Origin of the sequence: Halostagnicola sp. A-GB9-2 (genome assembly GCF_030068615.1) — an archaeon.
GTDB lineage: Archaea > Halobacteriota > Halobacteria > Halobacteriales > Natrialbaceae > Halostagnicola.
Window position 1 is genome coordinate 104,264 of sequence record NZ_JASJOC010000006.1, and the last position, 23,017, is coordinate 127,280.

21 protein-coding genes are annotated in these 23,017 nt (G+C 62.0%); 8 read left to right on the forward strand and 13 right to left on the reverse strand.

From position 1 onward, the window contains the following. The first annotated feature begins 120 nt into the window (after positions 1–120). The 3 genes from QNM96_RS15225 to QNM96_RS15235 all read left to right on the forward strand — a co-directional run bounded on the left by QNM96_RS15225 (position 121) and on the right by QNM96_RS15235 (position 1,731). Complete coding sequence (locus QNM96_RS15225; protein WP_283837417.1) at positions 121–684, forward strand: thioredoxin family protein; 564 nt, start codon at positions 121–123, stop codon at positions 682–684. A gap of 141 nt (positions 685–825) precedes the next feature. Continuing rightward, entirely contained in the window at positions 826–1,254 is a 429-nt protein-coding gene (locus QNM96_RS15230; RefSeq protein ID WP_283837418.1) for a hypothetical protein, read from the forward strand. Positions 1,255–1,347: 93 nt separating this feature from the next. Further along, positions 1,348–1,731 (forward strand): thioredoxin family protein, encoded by a 384-nt coding sequence (locus QNM96_RS15235; protein ID WP_283837419.1) that lies wholly within the window; start codon positions 1,348–1,350, stop codon positions 1,729–1,731. Between the two features lie 119 nt (positions 1,732–1,850). On the opposite strand, the gene QNM96_RS15240 is transcribed toward QNM96_RS15235, so the two are convergent. The 5 genes from QNM96_RS15240 to QNM96_RS15260 all read right to left on the reverse strand — a co-directional run bounded on the left by QNM96_RS15240 (position 1,851) and on the right by QNM96_RS15260 (position 7,418). Beyond that, entirely contained in the window at positions 1,851–4,049 is a 2,199-nt protein-coding gene (locus tag QNM96_RS15240) for a thioredoxin domain-containing protein (protein ID WP_283837421.1), read from the reverse strand. A gap of 363 nt (positions 4,050–4,412) precedes the next feature. Continuing rightward, complete coding sequence (locus tag QNM96_RS15245) at positions 4,413–4,913, reverse strand: small multi-drug export protein (protein WP_283837422.1); 501 nt, start codon at positions 4,911–4,913, stop codon at positions 4,413–4,415. A 112-nt stretch (positions 4,914–5,025) separates the two neighbouring features. Next, positions 5,026–5,589: a dihydrofolate reductase gene (locus QNM96_RS15250; RefSeq protein ID WP_283837424.1), complete on the reverse strand. Its 564-nt coding sequence runs from the start codon at positions 5,587–5,589 to the stop codon at positions 5,026–5,028. Continuing rightward, positions 5,586–6,602, reverse strand: coding sequence for a thymidylate synthase (thyA, locus tag QNM96_RS15255; RefSeq protein WP_283837425.1), 1,017 nt, complete (start codon positions 6,600–6,602; stop codon positions 5,586–5,588). The genes QNM96_RS15250 and thyA overlap by 4 nt, the downstream gene beginning before the upstream one ends. Before the next feature lie 144 nt (positions 6,603–6,746). Continuing rightward, positions 6,747–7,418, reverse strand: coding sequence for a redoxin domain-containing protein (locus QNM96_RS15260; RefSeq protein ID WP_283837426.1), 672 nt, complete (start codon positions 7,416–7,418; stop codon positions 6,747–6,749). Between the two features lie 246 nt (positions 7,419–7,664). On the opposite strand from QNM96_RS15260, the gene QNM96_RS15265 reads away from it, so the two are divergent. Together QNM96_RS15265 and QNM96_RS15270 are read left to right on the forward strand one after the other, a co-directional pair. Then, positions 7,665–9,284, forward strand: a complete 1,620-nt coding sequence (locus tag QNM96_RS15265; RefSeq protein WP_283837427.1) for a ribonuclease H-like domain-containing protein — start codon at positions 7,665–7,667, stop codon at positions 9,282–9,284. A gap of 82 nt (positions 9,285–9,366) precedes the next feature. Then, positions 9,367–12,138, forward strand: coding sequence for a DEAD/DEAH box helicase (locus QNM96_RS15270; protein WP_283837428.1), 2,772 nt, complete (start codon positions 9,367–9,369; stop codon positions 12,136–12,138). A gap of 161 nt (positions 12,139–12,299) precedes the next feature. Here QNM96_RS15270 and QNM96_RS15275 read toward each other — a convergent pair whose 3' ends face one another. Continuing rightward, positions 12,300–12,983 (reverse strand): DUF502 domain-containing protein, encoded by a 684-nt coding sequence (locus QNM96_RS15275; protein ID WP_283837430.1) that lies wholly within the window; start codon positions 12,981–12,983, stop codon positions 12,300–12,302. A gap of 202 nt (positions 12,984–13,185) precedes the next feature. On the opposite strand from QNM96_RS15275, the gene purD reads away from it, so the two are divergent. Next, complete coding sequence (gene purD, locus QNM96_RS15280; protein WP_283837431.1) at positions 13,186–14,535, forward strand: phosphoribosylamine--glycine ligase; 1,350 nt, start codon at positions 13,186–13,188, stop codon at positions 14,533–14,535. Positions 14,536–14,699: 164 nt separating this feature from the next. Here purD and QNM96_RS15285 read toward each other — a convergent pair whose 3' ends face one another. Continuing rightward, the gene (locus QNM96_RS15285) at positions 14,700–16,169 is read right to left on the reverse strand and encodes an aldehyde dehydrogenase family protein (protein WP_283837432.1); all 1,470 of its coding nucleotides are present in this window, start codon (positions 16,167–16,169) and stop codon (positions 14,700–14,702) included. 215 nt (positions 16,170–16,384) lie between these two features. On the opposite strand from QNM96_RS15285, the gene dpsA reads away from it, so the two are divergent. Further along, positions 16,385–16,930 carry a DNA starvation/stationary phase protection protein DpsA gene (dpsA, locus tag QNM96_RS15290; protein WP_283837433.1) on the forward strand — a complete coding sequence of 182 codons (546 nt, stop codon included), beginning with the start codon at positions 16,385–16,387 and terminating at the stop codon, positions 16,928–16,930. 269 nt (positions 16,931–17,199) lie between these two features. Here dpsA and QNM96_RS15295 read toward each other — a convergent pair whose 3' ends face one another. From QNM96_RS15295 to QNM96_RS15305, 3 genes are all read right to left on the reverse strand, one after another. After that, the gene (locus tag QNM96_RS15295) at positions 17,200–17,538 is read right to left on the reverse strand and encodes a hypothetical protein (protein WP_283837434.1); all 339 of its coding nucleotides are present in this window, start codon (positions 17,536–17,538) and stop codon (positions 17,200–17,202) included. A 300-nt stretch (positions 17,539–17,838) separates the two neighbouring features. Next, a complete protein-coding gene (locus tag QNM96_RS15300) occupies positions 17,839–18,231 on the reverse strand; it encodes a hypothetical protein (RefSeq protein WP_283837435.1) in 393 nt (130 codons plus the stop codon). A 248-nt stretch (positions 18,232–18,479) separates the two neighbouring features. Next, a complete protein-coding gene (locus tag QNM96_RS15305; RefSeq protein WP_283837436.1) occupies positions 18,480–18,647 on the reverse strand; it encodes a hypothetical protein in 168 nt (55 codons plus the stop codon). A gap of 120 nt (positions 18,648–18,767) precedes the next feature. On the opposite strand from QNM96_RS15305, the gene QNM96_RS15310 reads away from it, so the two are divergent. Then, positions 18,768–19,364: a macro domain-containing protein gene (locus QNM96_RS15310; RefSeq protein WP_283837437.1), complete on the forward strand. Its 597-nt coding sequence runs from the start codon at positions 18,768–18,770 to the stop codon at positions 19,362–19,364. 51 nt (positions 19,365–19,415) lie between these two features. Here the strand turns inward: QNM96_RS15310 and purM are convergent, their stop codons facing one another. The 3 genes from purM to QNM96_RS15325 form a co-directional block, all read right to left on the reverse strand. Beyond that, positions 19,416–20,429 (reverse strand): phosphoribosylformylglycinamidine cyclo-ligase, encoded by a 1,014-nt coding sequence (gene purM / locus QNM96_RS15315; RefSeq protein ID WP_283837438.1) that lies wholly within the window; start codon positions 20,427–20,429, stop codon positions 19,416–19,418. Positions 20,430–20,552: 123 nt separating this feature from the next. Continuing rightward, a complete protein-coding gene (locus QNM96_RS15320) occupies positions 20,553–21,176 on the reverse strand; it encodes a metalloprotease (RefSeq protein WP_283837440.1) in 624 nt (207 codons plus the stop codon). Positions 21,177–21,198: 22 nt separating this feature from the next. After that, the gene (locus tag QNM96_RS15325) at positions 21,199–22,974 is read right to left on the reverse strand and encodes a TraB/GumN family protein (protein ID WP_283837441.1); all 1,776 of its coding nucleotides are present in this window, start codon (positions 22,972–22,974) and stop codon (positions 21,199–21,201) included. Positions 22,975–23,017 lie beyond the last annotated feature (43 nt).

Below are 23,017 nucleotides of genomic sequence, written 5' to 3' on the forward strand. Positions count from 1 at the left end.
AATAGGTGAGTCGTCGCGGCCCCCTCGGGACTCGTCTTGTGTCGGCCCCCTCGATCTCGTCTTGCTTCGAGACGGCGGCGAACCCGATACTTAAGGGTCGACGGATGAAACCCACCGGGTATGGTCCTGAAAGAGTCCGAGACAGAACTGGACGAAGGTGACGCCGCGCCCCCGTTCGAACTCGAGGGTGCCGACGGAGCCACGCATACGCTCGAGTCGTTCGCGGAACACGAGGCCCTGCTGGTTGTCTTTACCTGTAACCACTGTCCGTACGCCAAAGCCAAGTTCGATCTGATGAACGAGCTGGCCGCGGAGTACGACGACGTCGCCGTCGTCGGAATCAACCCCAACGACGCCAAAGAGTATCCCGAAGACTCGCTCGAGAAGATGCGCGAGTACGCCACGGAGGGCCCGATAGACTTCGACGCCTACCTGCGAGACGAGAGCCAGTCGGTCGCCGCGGAGTACGGCGCGGTCTGTACGCCGGATCCGTTCCTCTTCGAAAGCAGTAACGGGGAGTTCCGACTCGCCTACCAGGGACGCCTCGACGACGCGATGAACCCCGAGGACGAACCAACCCGGTTCCACATTCGCGAGGCCATCGACGCGATCCTCGCCGGCGAGGATGTCGACCTCGAGTGGAAGCCCTCGCAGGGCTGTTCGATCAAGTGGGTTGACGAATAGCCGGGAGCCGACCCGTTCAATCGTCCGGAACCATTTCGTAGGCTGACTTTCTCAGGCAGTCACCAGCTCGAGTAGCCAGTCGATCGACACGAAACCCTGAAGATAGTAATGTTCAAGCTCTGGGGGGATCGATCCGTGGCTATGACTAACCAGGGATGGCGACTCTTCGGAATTCTTGGCGGTGCGCTCGGGCTTCTCTCGCTGGTGTTTCCCTATCTCCGGGTCACCGAATCGGTCGGCGGCTTCGGTACCAACCAGACGGAGTACACGCTTCTCGAGGTGCTCTCCGAGGTCGCAGAGTACGGCGATCCGGAGGCGGTCTACGGGGTCGTCCTACTCGTCGTCGGCGGGTCGTTGCTCGCACTCCTCGGAGCGATCGTCTCGAGCTGGCTCGTTTCGCTGGGCGGCGTTATGCAGGGGTTGGGGGCAGGCTCGATCGGGTACGCGGTCGCGACCGAGCGCGTCGTCTTCGCGGCGGGGATCGGCTCGGCGGAGATGGAACCGCGACTCGGCCTCTACGTGATCGGTGCCGCTGCGATCGTATCTGTCCTCGCGATCGCCGCCGAGTGACCGCGCCACGTCCCGCCCGCCGGCGTCTCGACAGCGTTCGAAACACCTGCCAGAAGCGCGGTCGTTAAGCCGCCGGGCGCACAACTCGAGTCCATGAGTCTCGAGACCATGCAGCCGAATCCGACGTGGGACGCCCCGTCCTACGAGGAGACCGTCGACACGCTCGAAGCGCACAACAACGAACTAACCTACAAGGTCTGGGGAGGCGACTGGTGTAAGGACTGCCGAAAGCTTCTCCCCGACTTCGGCGCGGCCCTTGAGGCCGCGGACGTTCCCGAGGATCGCATCAAGGAAATCGCCGTCGACGAGGACAAACAGGGCCCTGGTGTCGAGGAGTACGACATCGAATACATCCCGACGGTCGTCGTCGAAGACGACAACGGCGAGGAGGTTACTCGCTTCGTCGAATCCGAGGATCAACCGCCAGCTGTCTGGCTCGCCGATCAGCTCGAGGCGACGCTCGAGACGGCAGAATAACGTTCGGAGAGCGAACAGCGAATATTCTTGTCCGTTCGTGTCCGATCAACATCCACAGCCAGGAGCAGTGCCGTCCGAGGACAGTCAAAGAAATAGATCGACGTTCTCCGATCCGAGGGTTAAAACGGCACGTTCTCGTCGTCGATACCGCCAATTTCTCCCGTCGGTTGTCGATCTTCCAGATACTCGAGGGCCTCGTCGATATCCGTCGTCGGCGGTGAACACGCCCGGTCTCGACAGACGTACAGCGTCGGTTCGCCGTCTCGGGCCTCCCGACCCGCCCAGATCGCCGGCGGCTCCTCGAGGTCGAGCCGATCGAGCCACGTTTCGAGTTCCTCGTCGGTCGACGGCCGTCGAGCGAGGAGTCGGTCGGGAAGATACCGTTCGCCGAGTCGGTCCCGCCACGCCTCGGGCAGCTCCGAGGCGGCAACGGTGAGCTCGAGGAGGCCGCTTTCGAGGCGATCCGCGGCGAGACAAAGCGTCGCGTACTGGAGCGGATTGGACTCGATCGTCGCCGCGTGAGTCTCGAGCGTGGCCGCCGCGATTTCGCCGAAGCCCGAGTCGGGAGCCGCCACGTCCTCGAGCGCGAGCAGGGTCTCGACGGCGACGCCCGTCGAGGAAGGCGTCGAACTGTCGTCGAGTTCCTGGGGCCGGGTCACCAGCGACTCGCCGCTTTCGGGGGTGTAATACAGCGTTTCTTGCTCCGCGTCCCAGAACTCGTCCTCGATGGTCTCTGCGAGCTCGAGCGCGAACGCGAGGTGCTCGAGATCGCCGGTTGCTTCGTAGCAGTGGAGGGCGCCGCGGGCGAGGAACGCGTAGTCCTCGAGGTACCCCTCAATGGCGACGTCACCGTCTTTGTACCGGCGGGAAAGCCGCCCCGTTTCCTCGTCCCAGAGGGTTTCGCGGGCGAACTCGAGGGCGTCAGTCGCCGTCTCCGCGTGGTCGTCCTCGCCGAGCACGAGTGCGGATTCGGCGAACGCCGAGATCATCATCCCGTTCCAGCCCGCGAGGATCTTCTCGTCGCGGTTGGGTCGAGGCCGTTGCTCACGCGCGTCGTAGAGAGTCTCGAGGGCTTCCTCGAGTCGCCGTTCGACCTCGTCCTCGGACAGTTCGAACTGGTCTGTGAGTTCCGCCGCGGTCGCGGTCCGGTTCAACACGTTCGCTCCCTCGAAGTTCCCCGAGGAGGTGACGTCGTATCCGGCACAGACGAGTTCCGCGGTATCCTCGTCCTCGAGAACGGCCTCGACCTCTTCGGGCGTCCAGACGTAGAACGTACCCTCTTCCTTCTGACCGTCCTCGTCTCTGCTCTGGGCGTCGAGCGTGCTGAAGAAGCCGCCATCGTCGTGGGTGAGCTCCCGCTCGACGAACTCGAGGGTTTCCTCGACGATATCGGCGTAGCGCTCCCTACCGGTGAGCTGGTAGCCTGCGAGCAACGCCCGCGGAATCTCGGCGTTGTCGTAGAGCATCTTCTCGAAGTGAGGAACCGTCCAATCCCGATCGACGCAGTAGCGGTGGAAGCCGCCGCCGACGTGGTCGTAGAGGCCGCCCTCGACCATGGCGTCTAGGGTCTCCTCGAGTACCTCGCGGTAGCCGTCGCGATCCGATCGGTCGGCCGCTCGAGCGAGGATGTGGAGCCGAGCGGGCTGGGGGAATTTCGGCCCGTCGGAGCCGAACCCGCCGTACAGACGATCGGCGCTTCTGAGCGCGCTCTGGGCCGCGCTCTCGAGGGTATCGCTCGAGGGTGGTGCGGATTCGCCGTCTCCGACGCCTCCACCCGTTCGGTCGGGACCCGCCGTCTCCTCGAGTTGATCTTTCGCCGCGGCGGTCCACTTCTCGGCACGGTTCTCGACCTCCTCGCGATCCTGATTCCACGAGCCGCTCGTCTTCTCGAGGAGGTCCAGAAAGCCGGGCATGCCCCGCTTTTCCTCCTTCGGGAAGTAGGTGCCGACGTAGAACGGCTTGCCTTCGGGAGTCAACCACGCCGAGAGCGGCCAGCCGCCCCGGCCCGTCACGAGCTGGGAAACGGTCATGTAGACGCTGTCGACGTCCGGGCGTTCCTCCCGGTCGACCTTGATCGGGACGAAGTTCTCGTTGAGGACCTCGGCGACCTCCTCGTCGGCGAAGCTCTCTTCTTCCATGACGTGACACCAGTGACACGCCGAGTAGCCGACCGAAAGGAAGATGGGTACGTCGTGTTCCCGGGCGGCCTCGAGGGCCTGCTCGTCCCACGGCTGCCAGTTGACGGGGTTGTCCGCATGCTGGCGCAGGTAGGGGCTCTGTTCCTCGGAGAGCCGGTTACGCTCGGTTGGTTGGGTCATGCCCCGACGTAAGCCCGGGAGCTGTAAAAACACGGCGGGCTTGCGGATCTCGCGATGCTCAAATCACTCATATCTCGAGATGAGTGATTTCCCGGTTCTGGCGCGCTTTCGAGGCGTCCGAGCCGTCAGTGGCGAGGACGCCTCGTTCCTTCACAAGGGGCGAGTGAGTGAGTCTACGAACGAACGAGTCGGCTGGGGAGTACGAGGTGCGAACGAAGTGAGTTCCTCGATGATGCGAGCGGGGAACGAAGTGACCCGTGAGGTCGTTGTAGGCGGGATCGAAAGGGGCCGATCCGGCCGGGGCTTTCTGGACGAAAAATGCGGTTCAGTACGATCCGTTCGGACGAGCTGACTCGAGACCGTTCAAACGAGTCCGAGAAGCGAGAGCCCATACATGGACGCGACGACCAGCGCGACCGTCCAGAGGGCGATGCTGATCGTCATCCAGCCGGCCACGTCTCGAGCGCGACTTCCCGCCGCGAGCGCGACGAGCGCGGCGATGTGAACCCCCGTCAGCACGACCCCGCCCAGCGAGAGTCCGGGGAGACCGTACCGCTCCCACACGCGGCGGGCTCGAGCGTACCGGTCGCTTCGCTCTTTGGGCGGCGCGTCGCGGCGGCTGGCCCACCAGTTTGCGATTCGTTGCTGGAAGAGAATCAAGACGTAGACCGAGGCGACGTTTCCCGCGAACGCGAAGACACCCGTCAGAACCGGGTTGAGCCCGATCCCGATCGCGACGGGGATCACGAAGAGGATTTCGATCACCGGAATCGCCGCGAACACGAATACGAGGAGATACTGCAGCAGGCCGGACGCTTCCTCGAGGTTCGTTCCGACGTCGATCAGCAGTGGAAGGAGGGTCATTGTGAGTCTCGGCGGGGAGTTCGATTCGACGGTAGGCGGGGGAAGTACTCTATCCGTCTAAAGGACGCACAGAATTCAAATAGCTGACGCAACCGGCACGTTAATAGCCGAGTTAGCGTTTCACACGGGAGTACTCGAGAAACGAGAACCCGTCTCGCTCGTCGCGCGCGAGTTCCTCCCACTCGCCGTCGCGATCCCACTCGGGAAAGTGCGTATCGCCGTCCGGCTCGTCGTGAATCTCGGTAACGACCAGCCGATCGAGTGCGGGGAGGAACTGCTCGTAGACCGTCGCCCCGCCAGCGATGAACGCGCGCTCGGTCCCGCCGTGGCGCTCCCGATCCGCCGTTTGGGCCGCCTCGAGCGCGTCCTCAAGACTATTGGCCACGACGGCGTTTTCGGGCGTCTCGAGATCCCGACTCGTCAATACGATCGTCGTGCGCCCCGGGAGCGGTTCGCCGAGCGCCTCGAGGATCCCTTCGTAGGTCACCCGGCCCATGATGACCGGGTGATCTATCGTCGTCTCCTTGAAGTGTTTCAGATCCTCGGGAACGTGCCAGGGCATGTCGCCGTCCTTGCCGATGACGCCGTTTTCAGCGACGGCGACGATGCCGACCAGCTCGAGGTTCGTCTCGAGAGCTGGACTGTCTACTGTTCCGGTCCGTCCGTCCCCGCTCATTCGGCGACCGCGAACTCCAGCCCGTCGTGGGACTCGTAGTCCTCGAGCGAGACGTCCTCGGCAGTTAGTTCGTCGATCGAGACGTCGGCGACCTCCAGGGTCGGCCGTTCGAGCGGTTCGCGAGCGAGTTGCTCGAGCAGTCCCGGGACGTGGTCGAACCGTTCGTCGCCCTCGGCTTCGGCCGGGGCTTCGGACTCGAGCCACGACTTGACCGCTTGGAACTCCTCGCGGTCGTCGACATCGGCGAGACGCGACTGAAGTCGCTCGAGGTTGTCCGCGTACCAGTTGCCCCGCTCGCCGCGGCCGCAGTAGACGTGCGAATCGACCACAGTGTGAGCGAAGGTACCCGGTTCGAAGCCGGTCTGGTTGGCGATCACCTTCGTCAGGAGCGCGTAGGCGGCGATGTTGAACGGAACACCGAGTGCAACGTCGCCCGAGCGCTGTGTGAGGTGACAGTTGAGCTGGTCTCCTTGTACGTTGAATACGTAGGAGTAGTGACACGGCGGCAGCGTCGACACGGCCGCGTTGGCGGGATGCCAAGCGTTGACGACGAGTCGACGCGAATTTGGGCTATCCGAAAGTGTATCGACGACGTACTGAAGCTGATCGAATGTCCGCCGGCCGTCTGCCTCCTCGCTAACCCAGCGGTGACTTTCCTCGGGCCAGGACTCGCCCTCGAGTTGGCTCTTCTCAGCTGGAATCGGATACCGACGCCAGAACCGGCCGTAGGCGGTGTCGAGTTTGCCTTCCTCATCGGCCCACGCGTCCCAGATCTTCGTTTCCTCGCGGAGGTTCTTGACGTGTTCTTCGCCGGAGAGATACCAGCAGACCTCGTGAATCATCGAGTTCCACCGGTAGCCGTCCATCGCCTTGGTCGTCAACAGTGGATACCCTTCCTGTAGATCGACCTCGTAGTGCTCGCTAAACGACGAAATCGTGTCGACGCCGGTTCTGTTCGGCTTGTGTGTCCCCTCCGAGAGAACCGAATCGACTAGCTCGAGGTACTGACGCATTATACATTTGTCTCGACTGGGACACCATAAAATCGCCTCGATTCTGCCGGTCGCTCGCGCCGAGTCGCGACCGCGGACGTTCGGCTCGAATACCCTCCACGGGCGTCCACACCGATTTCCTCGTGAATCGCTTCCGTTGAGCGGTTACTCCATCTCGTCCTCGACGTTGACCGCGTCGTCGATTGCCCCGAGAAGCCGACTCGATCCGCTCTCTCCGGAGTAACTCCAGGAGACTTCTCCGTCTCCATCGATCACGATCGTCTCGGGCAAGCTCACGGCGTCGTAGTAATCGCTGGCCACACCGCTTTCGTCGATCCCGAGGAGCCACTCGCCGTCGGTTTCCGTCTCCCACCACTCGGCCAGTTCCTCGTCGGTATCCGCCGGTCCCCTCGTCCAGTCGTTAACCGTGAGAAACTGGACCGAATCCGTCGTCACTTCGGCGAACGCCTCGGACATGTCGGAAACTTGCCCCTCGCTGGTCGGACATTGGGTTCTCGAAAAGCTGACGACGAGAATCGTGTCTTCCTCGGGAATCGTACTCTCCCCGCTCTCGCTCCCGCGGGCGTCGATCGTTCTGATATCGAACGGCGGACTCGGGTCGGAGCCGCTCGTCTCGCTTTCGGATCTGTCGTCGTCCGGATCCGAGTCCGAATCGTCGTCGAGACACCCGGCGAACGCCGTCAACACTCCTACTCCCACCGCCGTCGAAGCGCGGAGATACTGGCGACGAGCGACACCGGACCACCCACCGTTTCGAGATTGCGGGGATCGAGTGGCTCGCCCGCTCGAGTCTTTCGCCGGCCGATTCGGGTCCATGTCGAAACATTGGCCCCGGCTGAAAAAAGCGTGCTGGAGAACGGCCGTTAGTCCAATGCTCAATCGCTCTGTTCGCGACGGCGGGCGCGAGACGGTCCACCCGGACTCGATATATACTGCCGGCTGTACGTCGTTCACAATTCTCGACGCCTCGGGGGTGCGAGAATCTTTCCATAGTTACAGTGAGAGTATACTTTCACTCCGATCTCCAAACCCTCATAGTTGCGGGCGGCCTTCCGACCACCGATGCGTACTCGCGACGGCCCGCGCGTGCTCGTGCTCTCGCCATCCGTTCTCTCGAGTCGGTCGCTCACGGCCTTTCGAGACGCTCGAGCGTACTTCGAACCGGATTTCGTGTTGGTCCACGGTCCGGAACGCGCGCCGCAAGCGGACGCTCGAGCTCGACACGCGTTCGACGTTCCGGTCGTCCACCCGCCCCTGATGGACGCCGCTGAACAAGTTCAACGGCATTCGATTCGACAGGGGGAACCGGACCGCTATTCGCTCCTCATCGCTCGCTCCGCCGACGGGCTTGCGGACGCCGAACCGACCCTCGATCGACAGCTCGAGAACACGGATTCAGTCGCCGCCGTCGTCTGTGACGACGTGACGACGACGGTTCGGCCGACGGCGCTCGAGACCGACCTCTCCTATCGATCCCAACTGGCCGCGGCGCTTCCCGCCGGCGAGACGATGACCATCATGAGCGGCGGACTCGCCGCCGGATACGACGAGGTTTGGCGACTCGAGGCAGACACCGGTGCCGTGTTGGGAGTCGGAACCGAAGGGGATGACGCGATAACGACGCCACATCCGTCCACCGAAACCGCCGTCGGCGTTCGAATCGTCGGAATCGGCCCTCGAGAGGGGTACGGAACGGCGGGATCGATTTCGGCGGTAACTCTCGGCTCCGCTGACCGGCCCGAATCCGGGACTGCAGATACTACCGAATCCGGGTTAGCCGACGTGACCGATGTCGAAACGCTCTCCGCGGACGCCTTCGGCCTCGAGGCCGTTTCCGGAATCGGACCGAAAACCGCCATCCGCCTCGAGAAGCAAGGCGTAACGACCAGAGCCGAACTCCTCGAGACGCCGATCGAGACGCTCTCGTCGATATCGGGTATTGGCCGCCAAACGGCACTGCGGATGCACCAGCAGGCGCGGGTGCTCGAATCAGGAGAACCGCGCCGCCTCTCGGACGAGCCGCTACCCGGCGGAACGCACCCTGGGTCGCCGCTGTGTCTCGACATCGAAACCGACGGACTCTCGCCGACGATCATCTGGCAGATCGGCGTCTACGACCCCAATATCGATGAATACCACGCGTTCGTCGAGCGATCGAGTCCGGAGGATCCCGGCCCAGTTCTCGAGCGCTTTTGCGACTGGCTGTTCGGGGTTCATCCCGATCGGGCGCTCCTGACCTGGAACGGCTGGCGGTTCGATTACCGACACCTCGAGTCGTTTCTCAACCGATACGTTCCCAGATACGTCGACGCCTGGGACGGCGTGGCGAAGCTGGATCTCTACGGCTGGGCCGTCGGCAACGAGAACGCGGTGCTTCCCGGTCGGACGAACACCCTCGAGGACGTCTCGGCGGCGCTCGAGTACGGAGGGTCGGATACCGGTCTCGACGGCGCGCAGACGGCGGCGGCCTACCAGCGATTTATTCGAACCGGAACGGAACTCGAGTGGGATCGCCACGAGGCCTACTGCGAGGACGATTGCCGGGCGCTGTGGCACGTTTACGAACAGCTTCGAACCGCCCCCAAACCCGCTGTGGACCAAACAACGGCGGCAAATGATGGGACCGCTTCGACAAACGAATCGACGACCGCCGGCTCCCAGACCGGACTCGGTGATTTCTGATGGCAGGCCCGCGAAGCCGACTAATGCCGAGCGCGAGAGCACCGGATCACGCGAGTAATCGAACCGACGAGTATGCGAACCCATGACTAACAGCCAACAGGAAACGGACGCGTCGCCCCTCGAGGGTCCGATAACCGGTGACAAGTTGCTCGAGAGCTTCCCGCGGTATCGCGACCCCGAGGATGTAACCGTCCTCGAGCGGCCGGGACGCGAGGCCGAGACGGTATCGAACGAGGAGCTACTCGAGCCCGAACTCGCCGGCCCGCTGGAACACGACTGTTACGTCCATCAGGTTGAAGCCCTCGAGGCGCTCGAGCGCGGCGAAAACGTCTGCGTCGCGACGAGTACGTCCTCCGGCAAAACGCGGATCTACGCCCTCCAGATCGCCCGGAACTACCTCGAGGCCAGACGTCGGTCAGCGGAGAACGAACGCGGCGACTCGACGGCCTACGTTCTGTATCCGACGAAAGCCCTCTCGAGGGACCAGGAGCGCGAACTCAACGACTTTTACGACCGACTGGGACTCGACATCACGGTTCGAGTCTACGACGGAGATACCGAACGCGGAACCGAACGCCGGCAGATCCGCGAGGAGGCGGACGTGATTATCTCGAATTTCGCGGGCGTGAACACGTACCTCCACGACCACGACCGCTGGGCACGCTTTTTCTCCGCTTGCGACCTCGTCGTAATCGACGAGTCCCACACCTACACCGGCGTCCACGGCATGCACGTCGCTTGGATTCTCCGACGGCTCAGACGCGTCCTCGAGTACTACGGATCTGAGCCCCAGTTCGTCATGACGAGCGCGACGATCGGAAACCCCGGGGAGCACTCCGAGGGACTGATAGACGAGCCGGTGACGGTGGTCGACGAGGACGGCTCCCCCAAGGGACCCCGCGATATCGTCCTCTGGAACCCGCCGCCGAGGGCGCGTGAGGACGGGAACGCCGGTTCCGAAGACGGCGGCGAACGCGCGGACGCCGTTCCGGATGAGGGCGAGGCTTCCGATGCCGTCGAAGGGGTCATAGAGCGCGTCCCAGCGACCGTCGAGTCGCCGAAGCTCCTCTCGCACCTCGCGTACCAGAACGCTCAGACGCTTCTGTTTACGCCCTCGAGAAAGCTCGCCGAACTCTCGGTCAAGCGAGCGAGCCAGCACCGACAGGACCGGCGTCGACACTACACGGACCCCGACAGGGGAAGCGCCATCGAACCGTACCACGCGGGTCACTCGAGACAGAAACGCCACGGAACCGAACACCAGCTGAAAAACGGGTTGCTCGACGGCGTTGCGTCGACGAACGCCCTCGAACTCGGGATCAACGTGGGGGAGATGGACGCGACAGTCCAGATGGGGTATCCTGGCCAGCGCCAGTCGTTCTGGCAACAGATCGGCCGTGCCGGCCGCGGGACGGATCGCGCGCTGTCGGTGCTCGTCGCCGAACACCGAACCCTCGATCAGTACGTCGTTTCGAATCCCGAATTCCTGCTCGAATCGGATGTCGAAGATGCCGTCGCGGACGTCGGCAACGACGCGGTCTTCGCCCAGCATTTGCTCTGTGCGGCCGACGAGCTCGCGATAGACGAACGGGACGCGGGTTCGTTCGCCGACCGCGAGCGACTTGAGCGCGCCCTCGAGATGTGGCGACGAGCGGGGAAGCTGACGGGGGTTCTCGAAACGGGCGTCTCCTACCGCGGACCGCCGCGTCCACAGTCGACGATTTCGCTGTACGCGACACGCGGCGAGGAGTACGAGGTTCGACTCGCCGAAGGTGTCGACGAGAAACACGATCCGGAAATGGAGCCCCTCGCCCGCGAACGAGTGTACAGGGATTTCCACGAGGGAGCCGTCAGACTGCACGAAGGCCGGCAGTATGAGGTCTGTGAGGTGGTCCATGACGGTCCCCGCCCGCACGTTACGGTGCGGCCGACAGACGTGGACTACTACACGGTGACCCAGAGCGACGTGACGGTCCTCGATGCGACCTCCGAAGAGAGCCGCGGCATCGGCGACTTTACACTCCACTACGGTCGCGGCCGCGTCCTGGTGTATCACGGCACTTACGACGAAGTCGGGGTCCACGGCGGGAAACGACGAGCGCAGGGTGTGCCGACCGACAACCCGCCGCTGTCGATGGACACCCAACTGTGCTGGCTCGAGGTCCCTCGGGAGGTCGAACGGGAACTCGTCGAGAAGTACCGCAACTTTTCGGTTCCCGATCTCGACTCGGAGCTCGCCGAAACTCCACACCTCGGCTACGCCGCCGGACTCCACGCCGCCGAGCACGCGACGATCGGCGTCGCGCCACTCGAGCTCATGCTCGATAAACGCGATCTGGGCGGGCTGGCGACCCTGACGATCGATTCGCATTTGGATCGCGGAGCTGGAGAGGAGTCGGCGGAGAGCGCCGACGGCACCACCCAGTCAGCGGCGCCGGGCGACAACGAGCCGAAAAACCTCGCCGCCGCCAGGGCGACGGTTCGGGCGACCGCGGCCGAACTCGAGCGGACGCCCTCGAGCGGCTGGTTTATTTACGACGGCATCGAGGGTGGACTGGGTTTCTCGAAGGCAATCTACGAGAACTACGAAACCGTCGCACGGCGCGCACGAGAACACATCGCCGACTGCGAGTGCGGACGAGTCGACGGCTGTCCCGCTTGCGTGATGGACGAACAGTGTGGAAACGACAACCAGCCGCTGCACCGCGGGGCCGCTATCGACGTTCTGGACGCGTTACTCGAAGCCGAAGACAGCGAGGGGCTCGAGGTGTCGGGTTCGGAGGCTACTGCAGAGCCGGACGAGGAGACGAGTGCACAAAGCGAGGGCAGGCGGCCGCCGCTGTTCTACTCGTAGCGCGGTCGGGTGTCGAATTTTGTTCGTTCCCGACGGACGTGGCCGGTCCGGGTACAATGCCGATCATCGAACATATAGAACCGCAAGAGCGAGGTTACAGAGCCGCAAGCGGTTACAGAGTCCAATCGAGTCGAACGCCCGCGTGAACGCGGGAAAGCAAGTCAATCGTCCTTTCGGTCGATCGACATCTCGTCGATAACCGTAATTTCGGTCCCCTTCTCGAGATCCGCCTTGGCTCGATCGGCGTCGCCGAATCCGGCGCTGACGACTCGAGTCAGCGCCTCTTCGACGCTTTCGTCGATCGTCGTGATGCGCTCGGAATCGACCTCGAGAACGAAGCCGGTGGTAATGTTCGGCGAGGTGGGTAAGAAGAGCAGCACTCGATCGTCTTCGGAGATCTGTCCCGTCTTGAACGCGGTCATCCGAAACCCCTTCCAGGTCTCGAGCTTGACCGGCGTCTGTAGCGATTCGTTCTCGCCGATGGTCGTTTCGGTCGCCGTTTTCGAGGCGTTGTAGACCAGTCGGAGTCCGGGAACGCGGTTCGCGCCGTAGTCAATCAGGTCTTCGAACAGCGACCCGAGTTTCGTCCGCAAAAATGGGCCGAAGGCGATCATCAGGGCGGCGAGAAATGTGAGAAACGTGATTACCCGAAGCAATCTGGCGATCTGTGCTCTGGCAGGCTCGCCGATACCGGGCAGAAACGGCTCGAGGAGGTCCGCGTTGATCACCATGCCCGGCGTGAGGTTCGCGATGAACGAATAGAGCAGATAACAGATGAACAACGTCGCGATAATCGGGCCGAGAACGATGAGCCCGCTGGCGAAGTCTCGCTTCCACGTGCTCATGGACTCCAGATCACGGGTGCGTGTACGCAACGATGTTGTTAGTATATTGTGATTGTTGTTTGTAGATTGTGATTGGCACCCGGATTGCGAAGCCGGGTCAAAGGGATACGCCGGATCGTGCTCTCCAAATTATCCACGCACGTGTATATTCTGGGCTCGAGAAAGAGCAACGCTTACAGGTTCGTGCGTCCGGCTATCGAGCATGCGCGAACACGTGCTGTTGATCGGCGGCGGCGGTCGCGAACACGCGATCGCTCGCGAGCTCGCGGGAAGCGACGTGAAACTGTCGGCCTGCGCGGGAAACAAGAACCCGGGTATCGCTCGGCTCGTATCCGAGTTCGAAACGCTCGAGACGACCGATCCCGATACGGTCGCCGACTACGCCGAGGCGGTCGACGCCACCATCGCCGTCGTCGGCCCCGAAGCGCCGCTCGACGCCGGCGTTTCGGACGCGCTCGAGGACGTCGGTGTCTACGCCTTCGGGCCGAAGCAGGCAGACGCAAAAATCGAGACGGACAAAGCCTTCCAGCGCCGGTTTATGGCGGAAAACGACGTTCCCGGCTGTCCCGACTTCGAAACGTTCGACGACATGGACGCCGCGTGCGCGTTCATCGACGAGTACGACGGCGACCTCGCGATCAAACCCGCCGGACTCACCGGTGGAAAGGGTGTGAAAGTCATCGGCGACCAGGTGACTCCCGAGGAGGGCAAGGAGTACATCCAGGAGTCGGAGTACGAACGGATCGTCCTCGAGGAACGGCTCATCGGCGAGGAGTTTACGGTTCAGGCGTTCGTCGCTAACGGCGGCCTCGAGACCGCTCCGGCGGTGCAAGATCACAAACGCGCCTACGAGGGCGACGAGGGGCCGAACACCGGCGGAATGGGATCCTACAGCGACGCCACGGTTGACCTGCCGTTCATGACCGAACAGGACTACGACGACGCCGTCGAGATCATCGAGGCGACGGTCGACGCCCTCGAGGACTACCGCGGCATCCTCTACGGCCAGTTTATGCTGACCGCCGAGGGTCCGAAGGTTATCGAGTTCAACGCCCGCTTCGGCGATCCGGAGGCGATGAACACGCTTCCGGTCCTCGAGACCGACTTCCTCGACGTTCTCGTCGCCGCTCGAGACGGGGAGCAGCCGCCGAACCTCGAGTTCGCCGAGCAGGCGACTGTCTGCAAATACGCGGTTCCCGAGGGCTACCCCACGAACCCGACGGCCGGAGCGAAAGTGCAGGTCGACGAAGAGAGCGTGGCGCGCGCGGTGGGCGCCACGAAGAACTCGAGCGGTGATGAGCCGCGAGAAAGTGCGGGTGACGCACTGCTGTACTACGCGAGTGTTGACGAACGCGAGGACGGCATCTACACGACGACTTCCCGATCGTTTGCGCTTGTGGGCGTCGCGGACTCGATCACCGAAGCGGAGGAAATCGCCGAAGACGCCCTCGCTGTTGCCGGCGAGGAGGGGCTCCACATGCGCCACGATATCGGCAAACCCGAACTCGTCCAACAACGGATCGATCACGTCGAGGAGCTTCGAGGAGAGTAGGAACCGCGAACCAGATGCGTTGAGGGCCGTCACCGTCGTCGTCGCTATCGGTCTCTTCTCAGGAACTCAACGGAGGACCCACGTTGGGTGAATACTGTTCGAATACCCGACACGCATCTCGAGAGTGACAACGACAGCGGAGTCGCCACAACTGATCGGCCGGCTTAGAGGACGATGCTCTTCTTGCGCATCATCTCGTGAATCGAGGCGTCGAGACCTTCGCGCCCGATTCCCGAGTCCTTGTTGCCGCCGAACGGAACGTCTCCAAGGCCGTGGCTCGGAGCACCGTTGATCCGAACCCCGCCGGCGTCGACGCGCTCTGCGACGTCCATCGCGCGGTTGTAGTCGCTCGTGAACACGGCGGCGTCAAGTGCGAGGTCGGAGCCGTTGGCGATCTCGAGCGCCTCTTCACGGTCGTCGAAGGTCGTCACGACGGCGACCGGACCGAACTGCTCTTCCTCGATGAGGCGAGCGTCGTGGGGGACGTTCGCCAGAAGCGTCGGTTTGAAGAACTGGCTGCCGAGTTCGTCCGGGACGCCGTCTGGGGCGTGTCGACTGCCGCCTCGAACGAGGTCCGCACCTTTTTCGACGGCGTCCTCGACGAGCTCTTCGACCCACTCGGCCTGGTCTTCCGAGATGAGCGGACCGAAGGCAGTGTCCTCGTCAAAGAGGTCTCCTGCCTGCCACGTGCTCATATTGTAGTCGATCTGTTCGACTAGCTCGTCGTGGGCGTCTTCCTGGACGAGAATCCGGGAAATCGCCGAACACCGCTGACCGGCGTACTTGAGTGATCCCGACGTGCAGGCACCGGCGACCTCCTCGAGTTCGGCGTCGTCGAAGACGATAGCGGGGGCGTTTCCGCCGAGTTCCATATGGAGGTTGACCATTCCGCTTTCGCCCGCGACGTGTTTGCCGGCTCCCGAGGAACCGGTCATCGCGATCGCGTTGATGCGGTCGTCGCCCGAGAGAACGTCGCCGATGTCGCTGGCTTCGCCGGGGACGAAGTTGAACGCGCCGTCTGGAATTCCGTCGACGTCCGCGATGACGTTCGCGAGGATCGCCGCCGAAATCGGCGTCTTGCTCGCGGGTTTGAGTAGAACGCTGTTTCCTGCCGCGAGCGCCGGGGCGACCTGAAGTGCGGTCGTCGCCAGCGGATAGTTGTAGGGCGTGATACAGAGAACGGAGCCGATCGGCTCGTGTTTGACGATCGCCTGCCAGCCCTCGTGGCCTTCGGTCGATCCTTCGCGGAACTCTCCCTTGCTCACGATATTGCGGGCTTCCTCTGCCGCGCGGTCGAATCGCTCCGCGGCCGAACCGACTTCGCCGCGCGCCGAGGAAATCGGCTTCCCGGCTTCCCGAACGATAATTTCGGCGAGTTCTTCCTCGCGATTGCGAAGCCCTTCGGCGATGGCTTCACACCACTTTGCACGCTCGACGACGGTCGTCTGGCGCATTTCGGGCTTGATCTCGTGTGCCGCTGCCAGTGCGGCACGCGCTTGCGTCGGGCCTGCCGCGGCGACTTTCGCGAACGTTCCGCCGTCTGCGAGGTCGGAGACGGAGAGGGTTTCTCCGGTCTCGAGCCACTCGCCATCGACGTAGATTCGCTCCGTCCGCTGTGCTGTCCTCGTTGCCATAGCGCCTAGTATGGCCTCCACCTTGAAAATATTTACTCAAGGGTGAAAAAACCGTGATCTGTCCGTTACAGTCAGTTCCGACGGGAGCTGTTCCGAACCGAAAGGAGAATTGAACAACTCGTAGTCGGCAATCAATAACATATGTTTCGGGTAACCAAAAAAATATTCTTTCATGGGTAAGCTTTAAGGTGTAGGATCATGTAGTACGAACCGAGATGAGTACCCAAAAGACCGTCCGACAGCAGGCAGATCACGTCGAGGAGAACGAGCTTCGCCTTGACCGTGAAAAGGCCGAACAGGTCGTCGACGCGCTGAACACGGAGCTTGCGAACGCGTACGTCCTGTATCATCAACTCAAGAAACACCACTGGGTCGTCGAGGGTGCGGAGTTCCTCGAGCTTCACGTCTTCCTCGAGGAAGCCTACGAACACGCCGAAGAAGGAGCGGACCTCATCGCAGAGCGCGCCCAGGCTCTCGGCGGCGTTCCGGTATCCGGACCGACGAACCTCGAGCAGCGCGCGACCGTCGAGTTCGAAGGCGAGGACGTCTACGACGTCCGGACGATGTTCCAGAACGACCTCGAGATCTACGGCGATATCATCGAATCGATGCGCGATAGTATCGAACTCGCCGAAAACCTCGGCGATTACGCGTCGGCGGAGATCCTCCGCGAAATCCTCGTCGAGGTCGAGGACGACGCCCACCACTTCGAACACTACCTCGAGGACGACACGCTGGTCCTCGAAGAAGCGACCCACTAAGGGGTCGGGATCGGCTGTATAGACCGACGGTCACATCACAATTTTCGCCAGCGAACTTTTCCGCGTCGGGTTCGCCGCAGGCGAACCACTCGCGCAAAAACTTCGATGAAAAAGGCCGCTCGCTCCCGCTGGTCGCTCGCGGGTGCAAGAGTCGTGTCGCGACCGCAGCGGTAACGCTACCGCCTATTTACAGCTGTTTCTCCTCAGGACTCTCTGAACTGTATTCAGCAATGCCCGTGCATCCACAACAATGGTCCAGACCTCGAGTCCTACTCGAGCAAATCGCCCCGAACCCGACACCCACAGGGGTAGGCGTTGTGGCGATCCGGAACGAGTTGAACGACGGCGGATATCGGGAGTCCACAGTTCGGACACTCGGGACGGGCCGAGAGTCCCTCGTCGGTCGCTCGAACGCCCAGATTTGTCACGATGAGCGATACGCCGCAAACCTCGAGGCGAACTTCGACCGAACGTCCGCCGGAGTCGATCAGTCGGGCGAGCGCCTCGGGGTCAAACTCGCTTGCGAGCTGGTAGGAATCTCGAGGAATCCCCTGTTTTTCGAGGGTTCGGACGATGTCCACGACCAGGTCGTCCGTCGGCGGGTTCATCGCTCAAATTCACCTCCAGGCGCGTGAGCGAGGGCGGCGATTGTTCGACTTCGATTCGTCTGTCGGACGGGATGTTTAAGCCCGCGGAGAAGCAATCCGAACATGGTTGACAAACCCACTCGGGTTTGGAAGCCACGTCTCGGGTGTTGCACCACCCGGGGCATTTCAATACGAACGCCCCCTTGCCGCGGAGTGTGTGGCTTCCATTTGACATCACATCTTGTATTGTCATATAACTACTGTTTTCGGCGAGGAATAATGTCGTCTCGAAGAGGTTGTCTATGTGCGAACTGAACGCAGTCATCCCTCAAACGGCTCTGGGACAAATGAGAGTTCTTCGTCTTCGATGACGACGTAGAGGATTCCAGTTCCTTCCGTGACCTCCCATTTGTAGTTAGCGTCGTGGTCGGCTGTAGTGGCCTCCACGGGATATGTCTCGTTCAGGCTCACTACTCTCGTTTCTCGGGTGTGTGAATTGTCGGATTCCTCGGGAGAGAGTTCGTACTCTTCGGATAGAACGACAGCACTACGTTCATCTGTAATTTCGACTCCAATAACTTGCTTAGTGTTAGTTTGATTTTGTATCCAGAGAGTCCCTTTGTCGGGGGTTTCCGGCAACTGCTGGCCCACACATCCTGAAAGCGAGAAAGCACTCCCCACAATTGCTGATACAAGAAGATGACGACGTTCCATGTTCTTAGTATAAATTACTTGACTAAATACTTCGTGGAAGAGCTACTAATCAGCTTCGTGTGATACCCGCACGGTGTGTATTTGATCTGTGCTTGCCGACCACACCAGACCCTCGAGAATCGAACAGACGCATTCACAGAACGCGGAGGCAAAAGAGACTCGAGACACCCCAAAGGACCTCGAGAAACCATCAAATCATCGCACTCGCTGTTGATGCGACCGGACACACAACGAACGATGTCCGAGACTCAGGGATCGAGATCGACGGCCGCATCGCAGGCAATCCAGCCGTCGGTGTTGTTTCGCTCGGTCACGACCAACTTTCCGGGTCGCGGTTCGTGCGCCGAGATGATCGTCGTCGACTCGTCTCGTGGTTCCTCGAGATCAGTATCCTGTTCCGGGACGGGGGCGTCCATTACGTGGAGTTAGGTGGGCCTAAATCTAAAAAGGTTTTGGTCGGCCTAAGACCAGTTCTCTGAAACGAAGATGGATTCGCGTGGTTCACTTTCAAACGACTGGCTTCCGTTTGCGCACGTATGGAGTACGATATCGTTCAGGGAGACATCGCCACACAGTCCGCGGACGCGCTGGTCAACGCCGCGGGGACGAGCCTCGAGATGGGATCCGGCGTGGCGGGCGCGTTGCGTCAGGCGGGCGGCGAGGGGCTCAACCAGGAAGCGACAGAAAACGGTCCGGTCGATCTCGGCGAAGTCGCCGTGACCGACGCGTACGATCTCGACGCCGACTACGTGATCCACGCGGCCGCGATGCCCCACTACGGCGTTCACGAGACTTCAGCGGAGTCTCGTGAGCCAACCAGAACCTCTGGTTCTGGTGACGACGGACAGGCGACCGAACAGAGCATCGGAGACGCCACGCGAAACGCCCTCGAGACGGCCGACGACCTCGCGTGTCAGTCGCTCGTGATCCCGGCTCTGGGATGTGGCGTCGCGGGATTCGATCTCGAGGACGGCGCGAGGATCATCGCGGAAGAACTGGCCGAGTACGATCCAGAGACCCTCGAGGACGTCCGGTTTGTCGCCTACAGTGACGAGGAGTACGACGCGATTCGGACCGTGGTCGATGACGTTCCGGAGACAGGTTCGCACGCGGAAAGCGAAACAGATCGATAGGCGAGCGACGGACAGATGTGAGAGCGAAACGACAGGAAGGGGCGACGCGACTCAGGAGAGCGACAGCCCGCGAATTTCGACGCTGTCGCCGTCTTCGACGCGTCCGATGATCTGTCCATCGGTCTCCGCAACCAGCGAATCCGCTTGCTCGGACGGGACGGCGACGACGAATCCGGTCCCCATGTTGAACGTCCGGTGCATCTCTTCAGCAGTGACGTTTCCTTCCGCCTGGACGAATTCGAAAATCGGCTGTGCAGGAAGCGGTTCGTCGATGACGTAGCGATTCTCGCCCATTCGGAGCAGGTTGGTCCAGCCCCCGCCCGTTATGTGAGCCGCCGCTCGCACGCCGTTTTCGACCATCGGCTCGAGTAAGTCCGTGTAGATCCGCGTCGGTCGCAGGAGTTCCTCGCCGATGGTGACCTCGGGATCGAGCGGGAACGTGTCGGTGTACTCGTGCTCGCGGGTTACGGCCTCGCGTGCGAGGGTGAGCCCGTTCGAGTGGATCCCGTTCGAGGGAAACCCGACGAGCACGTCGCCGACGGCCGCCTCGCCTTCGAAGATCGCGTCTTTGTCCGCGAGGCCGACGCAGGTGCCCGCTAGATCGAATCCGGAGACGACCTCGGGCATCACGGCGGTTTCGCCACCTAGAAGGGTGAGATCGGCCTGCTCGAGGCCGACCGCGAGTCCCTCGCCGATTTCGTTCGTAATTTCGTCGTCCGGTTCGTCGATCGCGAGGTAGTCGACGAACGCCGTTGGCCCGACGCCCGCCGCGACGAGGTCGTTGACGTTCATCGCGATACAGTCGATTCCGATCGTCGAGAAGTCTTCGATGGCCTCGGCGACGAGCAACTTCGTTCCGACGCCGTCGGTCGCCAGCGCGAGATAGCGATCGCCGATGTCGAGCAACCCGGCGTACTCCGTGGTCAGGTCGCTCCCGAAGGCCTCGAGCAACGCCGCCGTGGCGTCTTCGCTGGCCTCTATATCGACGCCCGTTTCGGCGTAGGTGAGCCCCTCGGATTTCTCGTCCTCCGGGTTGGAGTCGGTTTCGTCCGTCTGGTCGGTCATATCTGAACGACCTCCCGGATTGTCTAAAAGCCCACCGGTCCGCGCTGTCGGAGTCGAGTTGGGCCAAAAAGCTAGCCAGCCAAACCGCGTGAACCCACGGGGGAGTACCCGAAACGGAGTCGCTTACCAAAATCCGAGGCCGAATACCATGATAAAACCGGCCAGCAGGGCCGCGCTCGAGAGGAACACGGCGGCGAAAACGGGCTTGCTCCAGTTCCAGACGGACTTGCCGTCGAGGGGTCCGAACGGGATCATGTTGAACGCGGCCAGAAAGAGGTTAATCAGGACGCCCATGTGACCGACGATGGAGAGTCCCGGGACGAACAACAACGGGAAGAACAGGAGCGCCAGACCGTGGTTGGTCAGCGGTCCGACGACCGCGATCATCGCGTTCTCGCGTTCGGTGATCCGTCCGGCGTGATAGACCGCTCCCGGTGCGGCGAAGAGAAAGCCGATCAGCGCGCTCATGATCGCCAGAAAGAGCATCTGGTAGTCCGCCCGAAACTCGGCGACCTGACCGTACCGAATCGCGACGACCTTGTGTGCGAGTTCGTGACAGATGAACCCGACACCGACGGTTACGAAACTCAACGCGATCATCATGACGAACGTTCCGGTCGTGTCGGTACCCTGAGGAATCGGGCTCAAGATCAGCGCGAATGCGACGCTCAAGACGATCCACGCGATCGCGAGGTCGATCAACTCCTTGTCGCTGAAGCTCAACTCCGGCTTCGTTTGATAGCTCACCGTTCGTTCCCTCCGACGAAGATCATGAGAAGATCCCCCACAGTAGCTCGAGCGTGTTTCGGGCACCGCGGAGCAGTTCGTCGAACAGCGCGTCGACGCCGCCGATTTCGGGGCCAGCTAGCCACGGCAGAACGACCAGCGGGAACAGCAGAGTTGCAATCAGGCTCCCGATATTCGTCAACGCGACGATCATGATGAGCCGGAACAGCGGCACATCGAACATCTCTTCGACGGCTTCGCCGAGCGGCCGCTCCGTGTCGCCGACGATCTCGTTGAGCACCTGGATGTCGCGAACGTTGACCGGTCGGTGTTTGAGTTCGACGTAGCCGGCGAACCAGCCCGGTGCGAGTAGTGGATTGATGCTGGTAAGCCAGGCGACCGAACCGCCGACGCCGGCGCTGGTCCAGCGCGCCCCGGCGAGTCGAGCGAGCGTAAAGGCGAAAATGCCGTTGAAGAGGAACCAGGCGGCAAAGAGCTGGAGCAGGAAGGTATCCTGAACACCGGCCATGATCAACAGGAAGAAAAAGCCGATGAAGACCGTCATTACGAGATAACCAAAGAGCTTGACGACCGAAAACCGGCGTCCGGAATCCGTTCCCGTAATCGACTCGAGGGGCGGCAGTGAGTCCGGGTTCTCGAGGTACTGGTCGATACCCGCTTTGTGTCCTGCACCGACGACGGCGAGGACGTCGTAACCCTGATTCGAGAGCGCGTGGAGATTGTGCGCGATGTAGGCGTCGCGTTCGTCGATCAACGCTTCGGCACCGCCGGGGCTAAAGCGCCGGAACTCTTCCATCATCGCGGCGACGACATCACCGTCGGTCATCTCCTCGATATCTATTTCGTCTACATCTTCGACGTCGGCCGTCAGCATGCCGAGTACGATACCGACGACGCCGCCGATGAGAACACCGATTCCGAGTCCGGCGAGGATACCGATTGTTCCCCGAATGGCGTACGTGCCGACGTTTTCGAACGTAGATGCGGAGATTGGGCCGACGAACGTCTCGGTCGCGACGAGTGCAACGGCGGTGACGAGTCCCAGGCAGATACCGGCGATGACGCGAATCGAGAATCCGTTAATAATCCCGCCCGTATTGGTACCCGCATTATCCAGAGACGGAAGAAAGAGCAGGCCCACTAATCCGCCGACGAGCGTCCCGCCGCCGACGGCACCGACGTATTGTAAGGTCGACTGTTCGGCGACACCGAGCATAAGGAGGTCTCCGAGACCGAACAACGGGGCGATAAACGCCGCGAATATGAATCCGAGGAACGCACCGGCGACGGCACCGAAGGTGAGGCCGAGCGTTCGAGGGTCTGTCACCCCGAGTGCCAGTCCGCCGACCATTTTGAGCTTCTCCGCAAACGAGAGGCGGGCCCAGAACCGCTGGATCGTTATCTGAATGTCTCGGTCAACCAGTGCGACCCCGCTTCCGTTCTCCTCGGCCGCGTCGATCGCGGCGCGCATATCCGCTCCCGGTTCGATATCGAACTGATCACCGAGGCGGGACTGAACATACGAAAGCATCCAGTACGCGAGAAACTGAAAGACGGTATTACCTGAAAGGAGATCCTCTGCCTCGATGTCGTCGGGCGTCCCGCCCTGCATCTGGCGGTAGCGCCCTTCGTCGAGTTCGACGGCGACCATATCGGGAGACTCCTGTTCGATCGTCTCCTCGACCTCGTCGACGCTTGCCTGTGAAACGTGAGCCGTCCCGAGGACCTGGACGGATCCACGCTCACGTCCGGGCGGATCAGAAGGTTCGGGAACGTCGACATCACCTGCATCGCTCATTACCGGACCAACTCGGGCCCGACTTTTACCAGTATCGAAGCGT